Source organism: Caulobacter sp. Root655 (assembly GCF_001427665.1).
GTDB lineage: Bacteria > Pseudomonadota > Alphaproteobacteria > Caulobacterales > Caulobacteraceae > Caulobacter.
In genome coordinates this window covers 581,035-599,701 of record NZ_LMHC01000001.1, presented here as the reverse complement: position 1 = coordinate 599,701, position 18,667 = coordinate 581,035, and the positions used below count along the sequence as shown (strand labels likewise).

Sequence of the window (18,667 nt, the reverse complement as noted above, 5' to 3'; positions counted from 1 at the left end):
CAAGGCCCGGGATGACGAAACAATTTGGGTTGCGTGGGTCCAATTCGAGCCTAGGCCCGCTCGCGCCCATCCCCCATCAGCAGGTGGCCCAGCCAGCTGACCACCCCGACCACCACCGAGCCGAGAATCCCGGCCCACAGGCCGTCGACCACGAAGCCTTTCAGCAGCAGGCCGACCAGGCCCAGCATCGCGGCGTTCACCACCAGCAGGAACAGGCCCAGGGTCACCAGGGTCAGCGGCAGGGTGAGCAGGAAGACCACGGGCCGGACCACGGCGTTGACGATTCCCAGCAGGACGGCGGCGATCAGCAGGCTGGTCCAGCCGCCCGGCGCCGCGATGCCCGGCACGATCTCGGACGCCAGCCAGAGGCCCAGCGCCGCGATCAGGGCGCGGATGATGAAACGCGTCATGCGACGACTCCGTGGTTCTTCAAGCGCGACCATTAGATGAGCACGACGCGGACGCGGGCAAGGCCTCCGTTTTCGACCGGCCGGAACGGCGCGATCCGCGTCGCGGATTCCACGCGGCCGAGAGGCCGTTTCCCATGCGGAAGGCGCGCCCCAGCGACTCTGAGGGTCGCCACAGAATTTTGGCCTTGAAAAAATGAGAATGAACGTTCATTCTCATTTTCGGAAGGTCTAATACCCGAGTCTGGGTGTCGGACATTACAAATGCGTTATCGACCTTACCTTCACTGCAACGCGTTCCTATCTGACCCATTGTCAAGGGGATGATGGCGCGCGGTCCGCGTGCGGGTCCGTACCAAGGGGATAGTATTTATGGCCGTGAATTCACTATCGGTGATGTCGCCGGATGGCGGCCTGTCGCGTTACCTCACCGAAATCCGCAAGTTCCCGATGCTGCCCAAGGACGAGGAGTTCATGCTCGCCCAGCGTTGGAAAGAGCATCAGGACAGCGAAGCCGCCCACAAGATGGTGACGAGCCATCTGCGCCTGGTGGCCAAGATCGCCATGGGCTATCGCGGCTACGGCCTGCCGATCGGCGAGGTGATCTCCGAGGGCAATGTCGGCCTGATGCAGGCCGTCAAGAAGTTCGAGCCCGACAAGGGTTTCCGCCTGGCCACCTACGCCATGTGGTGGATCCGCGCCTCGATCCAGGAATACATCCTGCGCTCGTGGTCGCTGGTGAAGATGGGCACGACCGCCGCGCAGAAGAAGCTGTTCTTCAACCTGCGCAAGGCCAAGAGCCAGATCGCCGCCTTCCAGGACGGCGACCTGCGTCCCGACCAGGTCGACTACATCGCCACCAAGCTGGGCGTGCTGGACAGCGAGGTCATCTCGATGAACCGCCGCCTGTCCGGCCCCGACGCCTCGCTGAACGCCCCGCTGCGTTCGGACAGCGAGAGCGAGTGGCAGGACTGGCTGGCCGACGACAACCAGGTTTCGCAAGAGACCGCGGTCGCCGAGAGCCAGGAAAAGTCCATGCGCATGGGCCTGCTCGAGGAGGCCATGGTCGAACTCACCGACCGTGAGCGCCACATCCTCACCGAGCGACGCCTGAAGGACGACCCGACCACCCTGGAAGACCTGGCCACCGAATACGGCGTCAGCCGCGAGCGGGTGCGTCAGATCGAGGTCCGGGCGTTCGAGAAGCTGCAGAAGTCGATGCGCGAAGCCGCCATCGCCAAGAACATGGTCGAAGCGTAGATCGTTCTGACCTGAAAGACTGGAGCGCCCCGGATCGCAAGGTCCGGGGCGTTTTTCGATGACCGATCCTCGCCCCCAATTGATCCTCCTGCCCGGCCTCCTGAACGACGCCGAGCTTTGGCGCGACCAGATCTCGGGCCTGGCCGACGTCGCCCGCTGCGCGGTGGCCGACCTCACCCAAGGCGCGACCCTCGCCGAGCTGGCCAGGTCGGTGCTGGACCAGGCCGAGCCGACCTTCGCCCTGGCCGGCTTCTCGATGGGCGGCTACGTCGCCCAGGAGATCGCCCGCCAGGCCCCCGAGCGCATCGAACGCCTGGCCCTGCTCGACACCTCCATCCGCGCCGACACCCCCGAGCGCGCGGCCCAGCGGCGGGCCCTGAACGCCGCGGCCCAGCGCCCGGGCCAGTTCCTGGGGGTCACCGAGCGCATCCTGGCCAGCTATATCGACCCTTCGCGGCTCGACGACGAAGACCTGACCGGTCGCATCCAGGCCATGACCCAGCGCCTGGGCCGCGAGGTCTTCCTGCGCCAGAACGCCCTGGAGCGCTTCGACGGCGCGGCGGCGCTGCGGACGCTGAACAAGCCGATCCAGATCATCTGCGGCGAGAACGACGCCATCACGCCGGTCGAGGGCCACCGCGAGATGGCCCGGGCGATCGGCTGCACGCACCTGCTGGTCATCCCCGGGGCCGGACACATGACGCCGATGGAGGCTCCCGAGGCGGTCAACCAGGCCCTGCGCCGGTGGCTGGCGCGTTAGGTTGCCCATCGCTGATCCGCGCACGGATCTTCCGCGCCCGGCAGTAAAATCGACACAAAACTGTCAGCGAAACATCACTGGTCGCCGCATTGCGGCGAAACTATGCCCCTCCCCGTGATGACAACGTGCGGTCGATCCCGAATCCGGGACGCCCGCCTGGGGGATGTTCCGATGAAGAAGACCGCTCTGTTCGCCCTGGCGGCGTTCGCGCCCCTGGCCCTGGCCGTCGCGGCCCCCACCGGCGTCCGGGCCGCCGAGGTCGACGCGCCGATCGCCACCGCCGCCGAAACGCCAGTCACGGCCTCCGAAGTCGTCGTGCAGGCCCAGATCGCCTACCGCAACCGCACGGAAAGCGCCGCGCCGGTCCTCGACTACGGCCTGGACTACTTCCAGCGCTTCGAGCCGCTGACCGCCGGCGACGCCCTCAAGCGCGTGCCCAGCGTGGCCTTCCTGTCGGACGTGCTGGAATCGGACGGCGTGCGCCTGCGCGGCCTCGACCCCGGCTACACCCAGATCCTGATCAACGGCGAGAAGGTGCCGGGATCGAGCGTCGACCGCTCGTTCTTCGTCGACCGCATCCCGGCCGAGCTGATCGAACGCATCGAGGTGGTGCGCAGCGCCTCGGCCAACCGCAGCGGCGACGCCGTGGCCGGGGCCCTGAACATCGTCCTGCGCGACGCCTACTCCCTGAACGGCGGCTTCGTCCGGGCCGGCGCGCTGTCGTTCAACGACGGCCGCATCCGCGAAACGCTGGGTGGCGTGTGGGGCGGACAGGTCGGCCCCGGCCGCCTGCTGCTGGGCGCCAACCTCCAAGGTCGTCGCAACCCCAAGGAAAAGACCAGCCTGCGCTACACCCAGCCGCCGGCCGGCGCGGCCAACTTCGTCAATCGCGAAGACCAGACCGACCTGCGCGACGGCACCGACTATTCGTTCAACGCCAGCTACAAGACGCCGCTGGCCGGCGGCGACCTCGACCTGAGCGCCTTCTACGTCAAGACCGACCGCACCCAGGACGAACGCTCGCTGGAATACAACACCGCCACCGGCGGCAATCCGGCCCCGATCGTGTTCGGCAAGACCACGGGCGGCAACCTGCTGACCGTCAACGCCCAGGTCGTCGAGATCGAGCAGGAGAACACGACACTGTCGGGCAAGTACGCGCACGAGATGTTCGGCGGCCTGACCAAGTTCAAGCTCGGCTACGCCCGCTTCACCGAGTCGGATTTCGACCGCGAGGACGACGCCGACTACAACCGGGCCAAGCCGCGCAACACCCTGGACCGCACGATCACCGACATCGAGGACAACGAGACCTCGGCCGCGATCGAGCACCAGCGCGACCTGGGCGCCGCCAAGCTGGAGCTGGGCGTCCAGTACCAGAAGAAGGACCGCGACACCTCGATCACCACGGTCCGCAACCGCTTCAACGTCGGCGCGGCCAACCCGAACAACCCGTTCGCCCCGGTCGAGGGCGGCCTGAGCACCGTCGAGGAAACCCGCATCGACCCCTATGCGATGCTGTCGGGCAAGTCCGGTCCGTTCAAGTGGGAGGCGGGCCTGCGCTATGAGACCACCGACGTCAGCATCGAGGACCGCAGCCCCAGCGTCGCCGCCGCCGACCGGGACAGCGACACCGACTACGCCGTCCTGCTGCCGTCGGCCCACCTGCGCTGGAGCCTGTCGTCCAGCGACCGGATCAGCGCCTCGGTGGCCCGCACCGTGCGTCGCCCCGGCTTCGACCAGTTGTCGCCGGCCCGACTGAACGAGGAATACGGCGACAATGATTTCGTCGGCAACCCCGATCTCAAGCCGGAAAAGGCCTGGGGCCTGGACGTCGGCTATGAGCGCCGCCTGGGCGCCCGCGGCGTGGCCGGGGTCAACGTCTTCTATCGCGACGTCACCGACCTGATCGAGCTGGCCAGCACCAACCTCGTCCCCTCGGCCGGCGCCCCGGCCCAGGTCCTGCAGCCGCGCAATGTCGGCGATGGCGGCGTCTGGGGCGTGGAGTTCGACCTCTCGACCCCGCTGACGGTGGTCGGCCTGGAAAACACCGGCGTGTTCTTCAACTACTCGTGGCTCGACAGCGACATCGACGACACCTTCGGCGGCCGCCGGTTCAACGACCAGTCGAAATACGTGCTGAACGTCGGCTTCATCCAGGACCTTCCCGAGCTGGGCGGCGCCTTCGGGGCCAGCTACCGCAAGCAGGGCGAGGCCTATGGCCGCCTGATCGGCGAGGAGGTCACCACCACCTACGGCGCCGACCTCGAGATCTTCGTGGAAAAGCGCATCGGCGACCGCTTCACCCTGCGCCTGACGGGCTCGAACCTGCTGAACGCCAAGAAGCGGGAAACCTTCGACAAGTTCGACAGCACGGCCGACCAGCGCGCGCGCGACTACGCCGAATACGAGCTGGAGAGCGAAGAAGCCGGCCCGGTCTACCAGCTGATCGCCCGCCTGGCCTTCTAGGGCTGGGTGCATCCCGAAACGACGAAGGGCGGCGTTCGCGAGAACGCCGCCCTTTTTCGAAATCAACATCCAGAGCCAAGAAGGCTGTCATCCCGGCCTTCGACTTGGCGCGCAGCGCGAAGATCCGGGACCGACGCGTGAACGCAGGCGCTTCCGGCGGTCCCGGATCGGCGGCCCTGCGGGCCTTGTCCGGGATGACAACCGTGGGGGCGCGAGAAAGCTCGACCCCTACGCCACCCGCCCCGTGTCCTCGGCCATGAACACCATCAGCGAGTCGATGCGCTTGAGCAGTTCCTGGCGGCCCAGGGTCTCGGCGGTGGGGCCGGCCGTGCAGGCTTCCAGCGCCTCGGCGGCCTGGACCAGGCGCGGTTCGTTGACCAGCGCCCCGACCTTCTTGAGCTCGACCGCCTGGGCGGCCAGGGCCCGGCGGGCCTGGTTGGGGTCGGTGTCCAGCGCCGTGGCCGCCGACTTGACGATGCGCAGGGCCTGGGAGAGGCGGGCGGCGGGCGTGCCGGCCCCGTCGGCCTTGCGCTTGCGCGGGCCCTTGTATTCAGCCGAGTTGAACCGACGCCGGTCAGGGCCGACATACTGCACGGCCTCGACCCAGTCGCGCGGCTTCAGCGTCACCGCCTCCAGCCGCCGCTCCAGGTCCTTGATCGTGAACGGCTTGCGCATGAACTCGTGGATGCCGGCGTCGCGGGCCCCGAAGATCGCCTCGGCGGTGGCCTCGGCCGTGCACATGACGATCGGGTTCTCGCGGCAGGCCAGGTCGCTGCGGCGGATCTTGCGGGCCAGGGCCAGGCCGTCGCAGCCGTGGGAGGCGTGCTCGACGAAGATCAGCAGCGGATCAACGGTCCGGGCCATCGACCAACCGGCCTCGATCGAGGTGGCGTGAAAGATCTGGACGTTGCCCACGTGGCGCAGCTGGTCGGCGAGCAGGCGCACGGCCGCGGTGTTGGGATCGACGACCAGCACGCGCTGCATCTTCGCCGCCACACGCTGCAAGGTGCGAATATTGCCGTCGAACACGGGACCGGGGGCTCCAACTGTAACCGGCCGTCACATTAGGCGGACGATGGTAAAAATCCACTTGATGGCGGGCGACCGCGACGAAAATGTCGCGGGTCACGGGTCGGAGGGTGAAAACCAGCCCCTGGGCCTTCGCAATCAGCTTGCCCCACACCTCCGCTGTCATCCCGGACAAGCGCGCAGCGCGCCGATCCGGGACCGACGCGTGAGCGCCGCGCTTCCGGCGGTCCCGGGTCTGCGCTTCGCTCCGCCCGGGATGACAGATCTTAGTGAACGAGCCGCTCCGGCCCTACACCCCCAGATTGGCGCTCAAACCCGCGTCGAAGTCCTGCAGGATGTCGACCGCCTCGCCGATATCGGCGACCAGGGGCTGGCCCAGCGGGAAGCGGTAGCGCCAGAAGCTGGCGATGTGGGCGATCACCCCGACCTTCTCGCCCAGCGACAGGAACATCTCGGGCGCGCGCAGCAGGAAGGCGCGGAACGCCTGGGGCCGGCTGTTCTCGATCAGGTCCTCGAAGGCCCGGTCGTAGATCTCCAGCGAGCGCAGGATCGCCTTGCGCTCGACGACGATGCCGCGCCGCAGCCGCTTGCGGATGTCCTCGACATAGCGGGCGGTCTCCAGGTCGCGGTTGCCGGTGATCGTCAGCCGGGCGATCTCGCCGCCCACGGCGTCCAGCTCCGACCACAGCCGGGTCAGCATCCACTTGTAATAGAGGAAGCCCTTCCAGCTGAAGACGCCTTCCTTGAAGCTCTCGCCGTCCATGACCAGGGTCTCGCGCAGCGGCTCCAGGCGCGCGTCGACGTCGGTCGACAGCAGGGCCTCGACCAGGCGGGCGGCATAGGCGCCGGGCACGATCCGGCCGGTTTCCTGGAAGGCCAGGTCGATCAGGCGCGCGATCTGCACCGACACGAAGCTGTGCATCTGCTCCAGGTCCGCGCCCGACAGCGCGAAATAGCAGGGCGCCGCCATCAGCCCATGGCGGCGCAGGTGCTCGCGCAGCAGGAACGGGTCCAGCGACGGCAGCTGGTCGATCAGCCGCAAGGTCGCCAGGTCGCGTCCCATGTCGCTGTATTCGTTGCAGGCCTCGCGCAGCAGGTCGACCCAGCCGCGCTGGCCCACGAAGAACGACTGGCCGCCCAGACCCAGGTCGCTGCGTTCGAACGGGATGATGATCTTGGTGGCGGTGGGCCGGATCTCGTCGAACAGGAAGATGTCGTCGGCCCGCAGGCGGTGCTTGACCACCAGGGCGGAGTTGAGGACCCGGTTGCGGAACAGCGGCGCCTCGCCGTGCTCGGGCCGGTGGCCGCTCTGGGCCTGGATGGCCAGCAGGTTCAGCACCCGGCTGGTCGAAGCCGTGCGCTCGAGCGCCCGCAGGCTGCGCGTCAGGCGGTCCGACTTGTGGACGGACTTCAACTTACGGCGCGCTGACAAGTCCTGCGATCCCCTTGGTGGCGAGGGGTTTGTAGCGTGGCCGCGCTAAACAAACGCTAACCGTGCGGGGGACCCGATCGGCGGGAGCTCGGCTCCATTCACTTGTCGCAATCCACACGTGTGTTAGCTTCAACACATCCCCACGGAAGAATGGTCGCCGCATATTCCTTTCAACGGCCCGTCGACCTCGCGGAGAGGTCCGGCCCGAAGCGTCCGGGAGGCACACCCATGTCAACGCCACAGACCGCCCAAGTCTACATCACCAACAACACCGACGGGACCGCCGCCATTTCGCTGTGGCACAACAACTCCGACTATGGAACCGAAAGCGGCTCGTGGACCGCGGCGCCGGGCCAGCAGGTCGGCCCGCTGACGGTTCACTTCAATACCGGCTGGGGATCGTTCACCGTCCTCGACTACTGGTCCTGCGAGATCAGCGTGACGGGCGGCACGACGCCCGGCCTCTACGAGAGCAGCGGCGTTCTGCAATACAGCGACTGGAAGGAATGCCAGCTGCAGAGCGCCGACGCGGGGCAGAACCTGGGCTTCACGGTCGACACCCAGACCTTCGTCATCAACCTGGACTCGGACGGCACCTCGACGCCGATGAACCCGGTCGATCGCGTGTCCGCCCAGGCCTATGTCACCAACAACACCGACGGCCACGCCACCATCACCCTGTTCCACAACAACAGCACCGATGGAACCCAGAGCGCCACCTGGTTCGCCGCGCCGGGCGAGCAGGTCGGGCCGCTCACCGTCTACTTCCGGCTGGGGCTCGACGTGGCCCTGGTGCTGGACTACTGGGCCGTCAAGATGGCCGTCCAGGACGGCTCGGCGCCCGGCGTCTATGCCAGCACGGGCTCCTGGACGGTCGCCAACTGGAAGGAATGCCAGCTGCAATCGGCCGACGCCGGCCAGAACCTGCCGCTGACGGTCGACACCAGCAGCTTCCTGGTCAACCTGCCCTCCGGCGGCTGTCCGGCGTCGATGACCAAGGTTGGCCCCTACACCCAGGTCGACAACGTCTTCGTCCTGATGCTGGAGAACCACTCGTTCGACAACATCTTCGCCTTTTCGGGCATCCCGAACATCACGGTCGCCACCTCGGCCAACAGCAACCAGTACAACGGCGTCACCTACAATGCCGGATCTCCGGCCCCGCCGGCCATGCCGACAGATCCCGGGCACGAGTTTTCCGACGTGGTCGAACAACTGGCCGGACCAGGGACCGTGCGCACGCCGTGGACCGCCTACAACCAGCCGATCGTCAACACCGGCTTCGTCGCCAACTACGCCACGACAACCACCGAGATCACCTCGAAGAACCCCGGCCTGCCGACCGCCGACGAGTACGGCGACATCATGCTGGGCTTCACGCCGAGTCAGGTGCCGGTGATCTACCAACTGGCGACGACCTTCGCGATCTGCAATCAGTGGCATTCATCCATCCCCGGCCCGACCTGGCCCAACCGGTTCTTCGTCCACGGAGCCTCGTCGGCCGGCTGGGCGGATTCGCCGGGCTCGTTCCAGATCGGGACGTGGGAGGCGCCCCTGGGCGGCGGCTTCACCTACCCCTCCGGCGCGTCGATCTACGACAAGCTGACGGCGGCCGGCCTGCAATGGCGCATCTATGTGGACGAGAACGGACCGGTCCTGGGCGGCGTGCCCCAGGTGGCCGCCCTCAAGGGCATCGTCTACAAGGTCAACACCAACGACTTCTCGTCCTTCGCCTCGGACCTCCAGGGGCCCTATCCCTACGCCTACACCTTCATCGAGCCCAACTATGGCGACGTCCTCGGCGGTTCCTATGTCGGCGGCTCGTCGCAGCACCCGATGGATTCGGTGGCGGGCGGCGAGGCCCTGATCAAGGCGACCTACGAGGCGATCCGCAATTCGCCGGTCTGGGAACGCAGCCTGCTGATCATCACCTATGACGAGCACGGCGGCTTCTACGACTCCGTGCAGCCCGGGGCCGCGACGCCGCCGGGAGACGGCAGCCCGCAGGACCTGTCGATCAACAGCGGCGGCTTCCTGTTCGACTGGTACGGCGTGCGCGTGCCCGCCGTCATCGTCTCGCCCCTGATCCCGCAGGGCGCCGTCGATCTGAGCCTGTACGATCACGCCTCGGTGTCGGCGACGCTCAACGCGCTCTACGGCGTCGGAACCATGACCCAGCGCGACGCGGGGGCCAACGACGTGCTGTCGCTGCTGTCGCTGACCGCGCCGCGCACCGACTGCCCGACGGTCCTGAACAACCCGGCGAGTCTCGCCGCGCGGCCCGCCGCCCTGGCGACGTCGGCGGAAGCCGGCGCCCAACCGCTGCCCGAGACCGGCAACACCCAGGGCTTCCTGCAGGTGCTGGCCAAGACCGACGTGGAGTTGGCGCGCGGCGACCCGGCCGAAGTCGAGGCGATCAAGGCCCGCCTGGCCGGAATCACCACCGCGGCCCAGGCCGAGGCCTATGCGCGGGAAGTGGTCACCAAGGCCAACCTGGCCCGCGCCACCCGCGCGCCCACCGCCCCGCCGCCCCGTCCGCGCGCGGCCGGTTGACGGGGATGGCGAGGGACGACCGGCATCCCTCGCCGCCCGCCCCTACCCCTGGAACGGGTCGCGCATCAGGATGGTGTCGTCGCGCTCGGGGCTGGTCGACAGCAGGGCCACCGGGGCGCCGATCAGTTCCTCGACCCGGCGCACGTACTTCACGGCGTTGGCGTTGAGGTCCTTGAACGAGCGGGCGCCGGCGGTGCTTTCGCTCCAGCCGTCCATCTCCTCGTAGATCGGCTGGGCGGCCTTCTGATCGCGCATGCCGGCCGGCAGATAGTCGACGACCTTGTCGCCGATCTTGTAGCCGACGCAGATCTTCAGGGTCTTGAGGCCGTCCAGCACGTCCAGCTTGGTCAGGGCCACGCCGTGGATGCCGTTGATGGCCACCGACTGGCGCACCAGCACCGCGTCGAACCAGCCGCAGCGGCGGGCCCGGCCGGTGTTGACGCCGACCTCGCGGCCGACCGTCGACAGGTGGCGGCCGACCTCGTCGTCCAGCTCGGCCGCGAACGGGCCCTCGCCGACGCGGGTGGTGTAGGCCTTGACGATGCCCAGCACATAGCCGACCGCCGATGGGCCCATGCCCGAGCCGGCCGAGGCCTGGCCGGCCACGGTGTTGGACGAGGTGACGAACGGATAGGTGCCGTGGTCGACGTCGAGCAGGGCGCCCTGGGCGCCCTCGAACAGGATCTTGCGGCCCTCCTTGCAGGCCTTGTCCAGCAGGCGCCAGGCCGGCTGGGCGTAGGCCAGCACGCGCGGGGCGATCTCCATCAGCTGGTCGAACAGCTGGGCGCCGTCGGCTTCCGGCAGGCCCAGGCCCCGGCGCAGGGCGCCGTGGTGGGCGAGCAGGCGCTCGATCTTCGGCTTCAGGGCCTCGGGGTCGGCCAGGTCGGCGACACGGATGGCGCGGCGGCCGACCTTGTCCTCATAGGCCGGGCCGATGCCGCGGCCGGTGGTGCCGATCTTCTGGGTCGAGGCGGCCTCGCGGGCCTGGTCCAGGTCCTTGTGCAGCGGCAGGATCAGGCAGGCGTTGTCGGCCACCACCAGCAGCTCGGGCGAGATCAGCACGCCCTGCTCGGCGATCTTGTCGATCTCGGAGAGCAGGTGCCAGGGATCGACCACCACGCCGTTGCCGATGACCGACAGCTTGCCTTGAACAACCCCAGACGGCAGCAGGGCCAGCTTGTAGACCTTGCCGTCCACCACCAGGGTGTGGCCGGCGTTGTGGCCGCCCTGGAAACGCACGACGACATCGGCCCGGTTGCTGAGCCAGTCGACGATCTTGCCCTTGCCCTCGTCGCCCCATTGGGCGCCGACTACGGTCACATTGGCCATGGTCTAGGTATGCCTTGTCACCTGCCCGGTGACGTCACGCGGCCCTTCGACAGGACTCGGCTGCGGACGTTGAATTCAATTCTGGGCGGCCCAAGCTTGGGCGACTGTGGGGTCCGGATCGCCGAACCCCGCGAAGTCAGAAGGCGTAAACCAGCCGCACACCCACGTCGTCAAGCCCCTGGTTCTTGCCTTGGTGGAAGATCTGGCCGTTCGACAGGTGCGTATAGGACAGTTCAGCCGACATCCGGTCGTTGAACCGGTAGCCCAGGGCCAGTTCCGGCTCGAACAGCACCTTGGAGCCGAAATCAATGCGGGTGTTGTAGAGCACCAGGCGGCGGTCGATCTCGGCCTGGCTGATGCCTGGCTGGTTGACCGGCGGCAGGCCGGCCTCGCCGTCGGTATAGGCCAGGCCAAAGCCCGGGCGCAGGTAGAAGCCGCCCGCGTCGCCCAGTTCGATCGGCCAGTCGAAGCCGGCGGCCACGAAGTTGGAGGTGTTCTCGCTGTTGATCGAGACAAAGGCGTGGACCTGGGGCTTGCCCAGCCAGCCCAGGCTCTCGATGCGGTCGGTGCGATAGCCCAGGTGGACGTCGACCCCGTCCTCGCGACCGGCGGCGCCCAGGCCGACGGCCTCGCCCAGGAAGGTCACGTCATGCTTGTAGACGCCGACGAAGACTTCACCGGCCAGGGCCGGCGCGGCGACGGCCATGGCGGCGCAAGCCGCGACAGCGAAAAGGGCTTTCTTCACGGACTGCTCCCCAGCGATTCCTGTGTTTCCTTATCTCCCTAAAGGCAGCGCTCGCAAAGGGTTTCGGTGGAGAACGTGTGGAGGTAGACCTTGGCCATGACCCTTGCCCTCCCCATCGCCTTTTCCGACGTCCAGGACGCCGCCGCGCGCCTGGCCGGCCACGCCGTCCGCACCCCGCTGATCGAAAGCCCCGCGCTCAACGAGCGCCTGGGCGGCCGGGTGCTGATCAAGTCCGAAACCCTGCAGCGGGCCGGCGCCTTCAAGTTCCGGGGCGCCTATAACCGCCTGTCGCGGTTGAGCGCCGACGAGCGCCGTCGCGGGGTGGTGGCCTTCTCGTCCGGCAACCACGCCCAGGGCGTGGCGCTGGCCGCGCGGCTGCTGGGCTGCCCGGCCCTGATCGTCATGCCCAGCGACTCGCCGGCGGTGAAGGTCGAGGGCACGCGCGGTTTCGGGGCCGAGATCCGCTTCTACGACCGCTTCGCCGACGACCGCATCGCCATCGCCGCCGAGATCGCCGCCGAGCGCGGCTGCGTGGTCGTGCCGTCCTATGACGACCCGCACATCATCGCCGGCCAGGGCACGGTCGGGCTGGAGATCGTCGAGGACGCCCGCGCCCTCGGCGTCGAGCTGGACCGGGTGCTCTCGCCCGTCGGCGGCGGCGGGCTGATCGCCGGCGTCTCCACGGCGGTCAAGGCGCTGTCGCCGGCGACGCAGGTCTGGGGCGCCGAGCCGGCCGGCTTCGACGAAACCCGGCGATCTCTCGCCTCCGGCCAGCGCGAGACCATCGACGACGGCGCTCGCTCGATCTGCGACGCCCTGCTGACCCCGACCCCCGGCGAACTGACCTGGCCGATCAACCAGCGGAACCTGACGGGCGTCGTCGCCGTCACCGACGCCGAGGTCGCCGAGGCCATGCGCTACGCCTTCTCGGTGCTGAAACTGGTGATCGAGCCGGGCGGCTGCGTGGCCCTGACGGCGGCTCTGACCGGGAAGATCGACCTGAAAGGCCAGACGGCGGCCATCGTCTGCTCCGGCGGCAATGTCGACCCGGCGCTGTATGCGCGGGTGCTGGGCGGGGAGATCTGACGCCGTGCGTCCTTCGAGGCTCGGCTCCGCCTCGCACCTCAGGATGAGGAATTCAGCACAACGGCCCTCATCCTGAGGCGCCCGCGCAGCGGGCCTCGAAGGACGCAGGGCGACCGCCCCTAGCCGCCGCGCAAAGCTCCCGCTAGGGTCCCGCCCCAACGACAAAGATCTGCTCCAAAGAGTGACAACGATGAAACGCCTGCTGCTCGCGACCGCCCTGATCGCCGCTCCCATGCTGGCGAACCCCTCTTTCGCGCAAGGGGCCGCTGACGCGCCCAACATCGACCCCGCCAAATTGTCGGCCCACATCAAGGTGCTGTCGTCCGACGACTTCGAGGGCCGCGGCCCGGCCACGGCGGGCGAGACCAAGTCCGTCGGCTACATCGTCGACCAGATGAAGGCCATCGGCCTGGAGCCGGCCGGCGATCTGAAGGACGGGACCCGGGCCTGGACCCAAGACGTGCCGCTGGGCAAGTTCGACATCAAGGGCCCGGTCGCGGCCCAGTTCACCCTCGACGGCAAGGCCGTTCCCCTGGCCCAGGGCGAGCAGATCGCCATCCGCGCGGCCATGACCAACGCCGACAAGGTGTCGATCAAGGACGCCCCGCTGGTCTTCGTCGGCTACGGCGTCAAGGCGCCCGAGCGCCATTGGGACGATTTCAAGGGCCTGGACCTGAAGGGCAAGGTCCTGGTCGTGCTGATCAACGACCCCGACTTCGAAACCGGAACCGGCGATTTCGGCGGCAAGGCCATGACCTATTACGGCCGCTGGACCTACAAGTTCGAGGAGGCCGCCCGCCAGGGCGCGGCGGGCGTGCTGATCGTCCACGAGACCGCCCCGGCCTCGTACGGCTGGGCGACGGTCAAGAACTCCAACACCAACACGATGTTCGACATCGTCCGCAAGGCGCCCAAGGCCGTCCATCCCGACCTGGAAGCCTGGATCCAGCGCGACACGGCCGTCAGCCTGTTCAAGGCGGCCGGCCTCGACTTCGACGCCCTGAAGGCCCAGGCCCAGTCCCGCGACTTCAAGCCGGTGACCCTGAAGGGCGCGACCTTCTCGGCCGAATACGCCGTCGACCATTCGGTGATCGTCTCCAAGAACATCGCCGGCCGCATCAAGGGCGCGACCCGCCCCGACGAGACGGTGATCTACAGCGCCCACTGGGACCACCTGGGCGTCGGCCAGCCCGACGCGCGCGGCGACAAGATCTATAATGGCGCGATCGACAACGCCGACGGCATCGCCGCCATCCTGGAACTGGCCCGCGCCTTCAAGAGCCAGCCGGCCCCGCAGCGCTCGATCCTGTTCCTGGCGGTCACCGCCGAGGAACGCGGCCTGCTGGGCTCGGAATACTACGCCGCCAACCCGCTCTATCCGCTGTCCAAGACCGTCGGCGACCTGAACATCGACGCCCTGTCGGCCACCGGCCCGGCCAAGGACATCACCACCTCGGGCGATGGCAAGGTCGACCTGCAGAACCTGCTGGTCGCCAAGGCCAAGGCCCACGGCCGCTATTTCACGCCAGACCCCTCGCCCCAGGCCGGCCACTTCTACCGCTCGGACCACTTCCCGTTCGCCAAGCGCGGCGTGCCGGCCATCTCGGTCGGCTCGGGCGAGGACCTGTTGGTCGGCGGCAAGGAAGCCGGCGCCAAGGCCGAGGCCGACTACACCGCCAACCGCTACCACCAGCCAGCCGACGAATGGAAAGCCGACTGGGACCTGACCGGCCAGGCCCAGGACATCGGGCTGTTCTACGAGGTCGGCTCGGACCTGGCCAATTCCAAGACCTGGCCGGAATGGCAGGCGGGGTCGGAGTTCAAGGCGCCGCGGGACGCGTCCAAGGCGGACCGGAAGTAGCTTTCTCTCTCACTTGTCATCCCGGACGAGCGCGCAGCGCGAAGATCCGGGACCGACGCCTGAGCGCCGCGCTTCCGGCGGTCCCGGATCGGCGGCCCTTCGGGCCTTGTCCGGGATGACAGGTTCATTGCGATTGATTGGTGCTCCTCCCACGTTGGGATGAGCGGGATACCTGAATGACAGCCTCCGTCTTCGATCTGTTCAAACTCGGCGTCGGCCCGTCCAGCAGCCACACCATGGGGCCGATGACGGCCGCCGGGCTGTTTGTCGGGCGGCTGCGCGACGCCGGCCAGCTGCCCGACGTCGCCCGGGTCGAGACCCGGCTCTACGCCTCCCTGGCCCTGACCGGGCGCGGCCACGCCACCGACCGGGCGGTGATCCTGGGGCTGATGGGCTTCGTGCCCGCCACGCTGGACCCCGACGCCGGCGAGGCGGCCCTGGTCGAAGCCGCCGCCAGCCAGTGGCTGATGCTGGGCGGCCCAAGGGAGGACGGCGTCGGGATCGGCTTCGACGCCGAGCGCGACATCGTCTGGGCCGGCCACGAGCGCTTGCCCCAGCATCCCAACGCGCTGACCTTTACCGCCTTCGACGCCGCTGGCGTCGCGCTGGCCGAGCGCACCTATTTCTCGATCGGCGGCGGCTTCGTGCGCGACGAGAGCGAAATGGGCCGCAACACCCCGCCGGAGGAAGGCCCCGAGATCCCCTTCCCGTTCGAGTCCGGCGCCGACCTGCTGCAGCGGGCCGCCGACGCCGGCCTGACCATCGCCGGGGTGATGGGGGCCAACGAGCTGTCGCGGATGGACGAGGCGGCGCTGAACGCCGGCCTGGACCGGATCTTCGACGCCATGGAGGCCTGTATCGACCGCGGCATGCGCGAGACCGGCATCCTGCCCGGCGGCCTGTCGGTCAAGCGCCGGGCGCGGCAGATCCACCAGACCATCCAGGGCCGCATGGAGCGCCAGATCAGCGACCCGCTGGCGGCCATGGACTATGTCAACCTGTGGGCCATGGCGGTCAACGAGGAGAACGCGGCCGGCGGCCGGGTGGTCACCGCCCCGACCAACGGCGCGGCCGGCCTGATCCCGGCGGTGCTGCGCTTCTACCACCGCTTCCACCAGGGCACGCCGCAGGGGGTGCGGGTGTTCCTGCTCACCGCCGCCGCCATCGGCGCGCTCTATAAGCGCAACGCCTCGATCAGCGGGGCCGAGGTCGGCTGCCAGGGCGAGGTCGGGGTGGCCTGCTCGATGGCGGCCGGCGGACTGTGCGCGGCCCTGGGCGGGACCAACGAGCAGATCGAGAACGCCGCCGAGATCGGCATGGAGCACAATCTCGGCCTGACCTGCGACCCGATCGGCGGCCTGGTGCAGATCCCCTGCATCGAGCGCAACGCCATGGGGGCGATCAAGGCCATCGACGCCGCGCGGCTGGCGCTGCTGGGCGACGGCCAGCACTCGGTGTCGCTGGACAAGGTGATCGCCACCATGAAGCGGACCGGCGAGGACATGAGCGAGATCTACAAGGAGACCTCGCTGGGGGGATTGGCGGTGGGGCTGTCGGTCAATCGGGTGGAGTGCTGAGAGGCCGAAGCCTTACCTCCTAGATCCTCCCCCTGTGGGGGAGGCGGTCGCGAAGCGACCGGTGGGGGGCGTGATACGACGCCCGATCCAGGCAACCGCCGCTTGCCCAAGACTCCCCCCACCGTCGGCTGCGCCGACACCTCCCCCATAGGGGGAGGACCTGATTTGGCGACTTGCGAACGCCGCGGTGTCCCCATAGGGTGCGCCACAAGAACAGGAAGGGAACACTCATGCCCGGAACCATTCGCGCCGGCATCGGCGGCTGGACCTTCGAGCCCTGGCGGGGCGGTCCCTTCTATCCCGATGACCTCAAGCAGAAGGACGAGCTGAAATACGCCGCGTCCAAGCTGACCAGCATCGAGATCAACGGCACCTACTATTCCACCTTCAAGCCCAACAGCTGGATGAAGTGGCGCGACGAGACGCCCGACGACTTCGTGTTCGCGGTCAAGGCCAGCCGCTTCTGCACCAATCGCCGGGTGCTGTCGGAGAACAACGACTCGCTGGAGAAGTTCCTGACCCAGGGGCTGGAGGAGCTGGGTCCCAAGCTGGGCCCCATCAACTGGCAGTTCATGGCCACCAAGAAGTTCGACCCGGTCGATTTCGAGGGCTTCTTGAAGCTGCTGCCCAAGGAGATCGGCGGCCGGCCGGCGCGCCATGCCCTGGAGGTCCGCAGCCCCACCTTCCAGACGCAGGCGTTCTACGACCTGGCCGCCAAATACGGCGCGGCCATCGTCTACGCCGTCGACGACGAGTCGCCCGACTGGCCGCGCATCGACGAACCGACCGCCGACTTCACCTATGCCCGGCTGATGTGCAGCCGCGAGGACGAGCCCACCGGCATGACCTCGGAAGAGCTGGACGGCGTGGTGGCCCAGGCGCGGACGTGGGCCCAGCGCGGCGACGTCTTCGCCTACTTCATCTCCGGGGCGAAGGTGCGCAACCCGGCCGCGGCCATGGCGCTGATCGGGAAGCTGGGCGCCTAGCCCTCTCCCATGGGGAGAGGGAGGGGCCCAAGCGAAGCTTGGGAGGGTGAGGGGGTTCTGCGTTCGACGGCGTGCCGGCAGGGCGTTCGAGTGAAAGCGGTGAGGGTGTAACCCCTCACCCTCCCACCGCTACGCGGCGGGCCCCGCCCTCTCCCTCTGGGAGAGGGTTCATATCGCGCGAAGCCTCCAAGCACCCCAGCCCCCGCAAACTCGCCGCCACCGCCAGGTCCAGCGGCGTGGCCGGCACCTCCCCGCCCAGGAAGGTCCGCAGCTTGCCGTCGTTCAGCACCATCGGCTCGCGCCACAGGTAGCGCATCTCGGCCATCTCACCGAACAGCCGCACGAAGGGCGACAGGGCCACCACCAGCGCCCAGGGGAAGCTCTTGACCGGCAGGCGCGGCTGGCCGGCTGCCCGGCGCACCGAGGCCGCCATCTCGCCCCAGGCCAGCAGATGGCCGCCGAAGTGGAACACCTCGAACGGCCCAAGCCGATCGGCGCGGTCCAGCAGCCGGGCCATGGTCTCGGCCAGGTCGGGCAGATAGGCCCAGGCGTGGCTGAGGCCGCGCGCGGCGGGCTCGGTCACCGAGGTCAGCGGCCCGCCCGGCTTGACCACCGCCTGGCCGAACCAGTTGTTGCCGGCGTGGGGGCCGAAGAAGTCGCCGGCCCGGACGATCAACACGGGGACGCCTTGCGTGGACGCCACCTTCAGCCGCCGCTCCATCTCGACCCGGATCTTGCCCTTGCGGGTGGTCGGTCGCTGCGGCGCGGTCTCGTCGATCAGCGGGAAAGCCTCCAGGCCGAAATTGTAGACCGTGCCCGGCAGCAGCACCCGCGCGCCTGCCGCCCGGGCCGCGGCGATGCTGTTGTCGAGCATCGGCAGGACCAGCTTGTCCCAGTCCTTGTAGCCGGGCGGATTGGCGGCGTGGACGATCAGCGACGCGCCCCGGGCCGCGCGGGCCACGTCGGCGGCGACCATGGCGTCGCCGGAAACCCAGTCCATCCCGGGCCGGGCCGGCATCGGCCGGCGGGTCAGGCCGCGAACGGTCCAGCCGTGGCGGACCAGGGCGGCGGCCGCTTCGCCGCCGATGCCGCCGGCCGCGCCGATCACCAGGGCGATACGCTGAGGGTTCGAGGTCATGTCCGGTCTTCCGTGAAAAGCTGATGACGGGAACT

At 68.5% G+C, this 18,667-nt stretch carries 12 protein-coding genes and 3 pseudogenes; 8 read left to right on the top strand and 7 right to left on the bottom strand.

The window, feature by feature from the left end:
* Positions 1-50: 50 nt before the first annotated feature.
* Positions 51-410 (bottom strand): phage holin family protein, encoded by a 360-nt coding sequence (locus ASD79_RS02725; protein ID WP_056719503.1) that lies wholly within the window; start codon positions 408-410, stop codon positions 51-53.
* Positions 411-770: 360 nt separating this feature from the next.
* Here ASD79_RS02725 and rpoH point away from each other — a divergent pair, with 360 nt between their 5' ends.
* The 3 genes from rpoH (at position 771) to ASD79_RS02710 (ending at position 4,896) form a co-directional block, all read left to right on the top strand.
* Positions 771-1,667: an RNA polymerase sigma factor RpoH gene (gene rpoH, locus ASD79_RS02720; protein WP_156400369.1), complete on the top strand. Its 897-nt coding sequence runs from the start codon at positions 771-773 to the stop codon at positions 1,665-1,667.
* A 58-nt stretch (positions 1,668-1,725) separates the two neighbouring features.
* Positions 1,726-2,427: an alpha/beta fold hydrolase gene (locus ASD79_RS02715; RefSeq protein WP_056719502.1), complete on the top strand. Its 702-nt coding sequence runs from the start codon at positions 1,726-1,728 to the stop codon at positions 2,425-2,427.
* 171 nt (positions 2,428-2,598) lie between these two features.
* Positions 2,599-4,896, top strand: a complete 2,298-nt coding sequence (locus ASD79_RS02710) for a TonB-dependent siderophore receptor (RefSeq protein WP_056719501.1) — start codon at positions 2,599-2,601, stop codon at positions 4,894-4,896.
* A 228-nt stretch (positions 4,897-5,124) separates the two neighbouring features.
* Here ASD79_RS02710 and ASD79_RS02705 read toward each other — a convergent pair whose 3' ends face one another.
* Positions 5,125-5,925, bottom strand: a complete 801-nt coding sequence (locus ASD79_RS02705) for a response regulator (protein WP_156400329.1) — start codon at positions 5,923-5,925, stop codon at positions 5,125-5,127.
* A 289-nt stretch (positions 5,926-6,214) separates the two neighbouring features.
* The gene (locus tag ASD79_RS02700) at positions 6,215-7,357 is read right to left on the bottom strand and encodes a hypothetical protein (RefSeq protein ID WP_056719500.1); all 1,143 of its coding nucleotides are present in this window, start codon (positions 7,355-7,357) and stop codon (positions 6,215-6,217) included.
* Between the two features lie 228 nt (positions 7,358-7,585).
* Between ASD79_RS02700 and ASD79_RS02695 the strand changes: the two genes are divergently transcribed.
* Positions 7,586-9,910 carry an alkaline phosphatase family protein gene (locus ASD79_RS02695; RefSeq protein ID WP_200952266.1) on the top strand — a complete coding sequence of 775 codons (2,325 nt, stop codon included), beginning with the start codon at positions 7,586-7,588 and terminating at the stop codon, positions 9,908-9,910.
* Positions 9,911-9,952: 42 nt separating this feature from the next.
* On the opposite strand, the gene ASD79_RS02690 is transcribed toward ASD79_RS02695, so the two are convergent.
* The gene (locus ASD79_RS02690; protein ID WP_056719499.1) at positions 9,953-11,239 is read right to left on the bottom strand and encodes an adenylosuccinate synthase; all 1,287 of its coding nucleotides are present in this window, start codon (positions 11,237-11,239) and stop codon (positions 9,953-9,955) included.
* Positions 11,240-11,375: 136 nt separating this feature from the next.
* Positions 11,376-11,945 carry an acyloxyacyl hydrolase gene (locus tag ASD79_RS02685; protein ID WP_056719498.1) on the bottom strand — a complete coding sequence of 190 codons (570 nt, stop codon included), beginning with the start codon at positions 11,943-11,945 and terminating at the stop codon, positions 11,376-11,378.
* Between the two features lie 135 nt (positions 11,946-12,080).
* On the opposite strand from ASD79_RS02685, the gene ASD79_RS02680 reads away from it, so the two are divergent.
* From ASD79_RS02680 to ASD79_RS02665, 4 genes and pseudogenes are all read left to right on the top strand, one after another.
* The gene (locus tag ASD79_RS02680; RefSeq protein WP_056719497.1) at positions 12,081-13,070 is read left to right on the top strand and encodes a threonine/serine dehydratase; all 990 of its coding nucleotides are present in this window, start codon (positions 12,081-12,083) and stop codon (positions 13,068-13,070) included.
* A gap of 190 nt (positions 13,071-13,260) precedes the next feature.
* The gene (locus tag ASD79_RS02675; protein WP_056719496.1) at positions 13,261-14,931 is read left to right on the top strand and encodes a M28 family metallopeptidase; all 1,671 of its coding nucleotides are present in this window, start codon (positions 13,261-13,263) and stop codon (positions 14,929-14,931) included.
* Between the two features lie 176 nt (positions 14,932-15,107).
* The gene (locus ASD79_RS02670; protein ID WP_056719495.1) at positions 15,108-16,508 is read left to right on the top strand and encodes an L-serine ammonia-lyase; all 1,401 of its coding nucleotides are present in this window, start codon (positions 15,108-15,110) and stop codon (positions 16,506-16,508) included.
* Positions 16,509-16,673: 165 nt separating this feature from the next.
* Positions 16,674-17,494 (top strand): annotated as a pseudogene (locus tag ASD79_RS02665) (DUF72 domain-containing protein).
* A gap of 107 nt (positions 17,495-17,601) precedes the next feature.
* On the opposite strand, the pseudogene ASD79_RS24845 reads toward ASD79_RS02665, so the two are convergent.
* Both ASD79_RS24845 and ASD79_RS02660 read right to left on the bottom strand, forming a co-directional pair.
* Positions 17,602-17,685 (bottom strand): annotated as a pseudogene (locus ASD79_RS24845) (hypothetical protein); the annotation flags it as partial.
* 293 nt (positions 17,686-17,978) lie between these two features.
* Positions 17,979-18,632, bottom strand: a pseudogene (locus ASD79_RS02660) (NAD-dependent epimerase/dehydratase family protein); the annotation flags it as partial.
* Positions 18,633-18,667 lie beyond the last annotated feature (35 nt).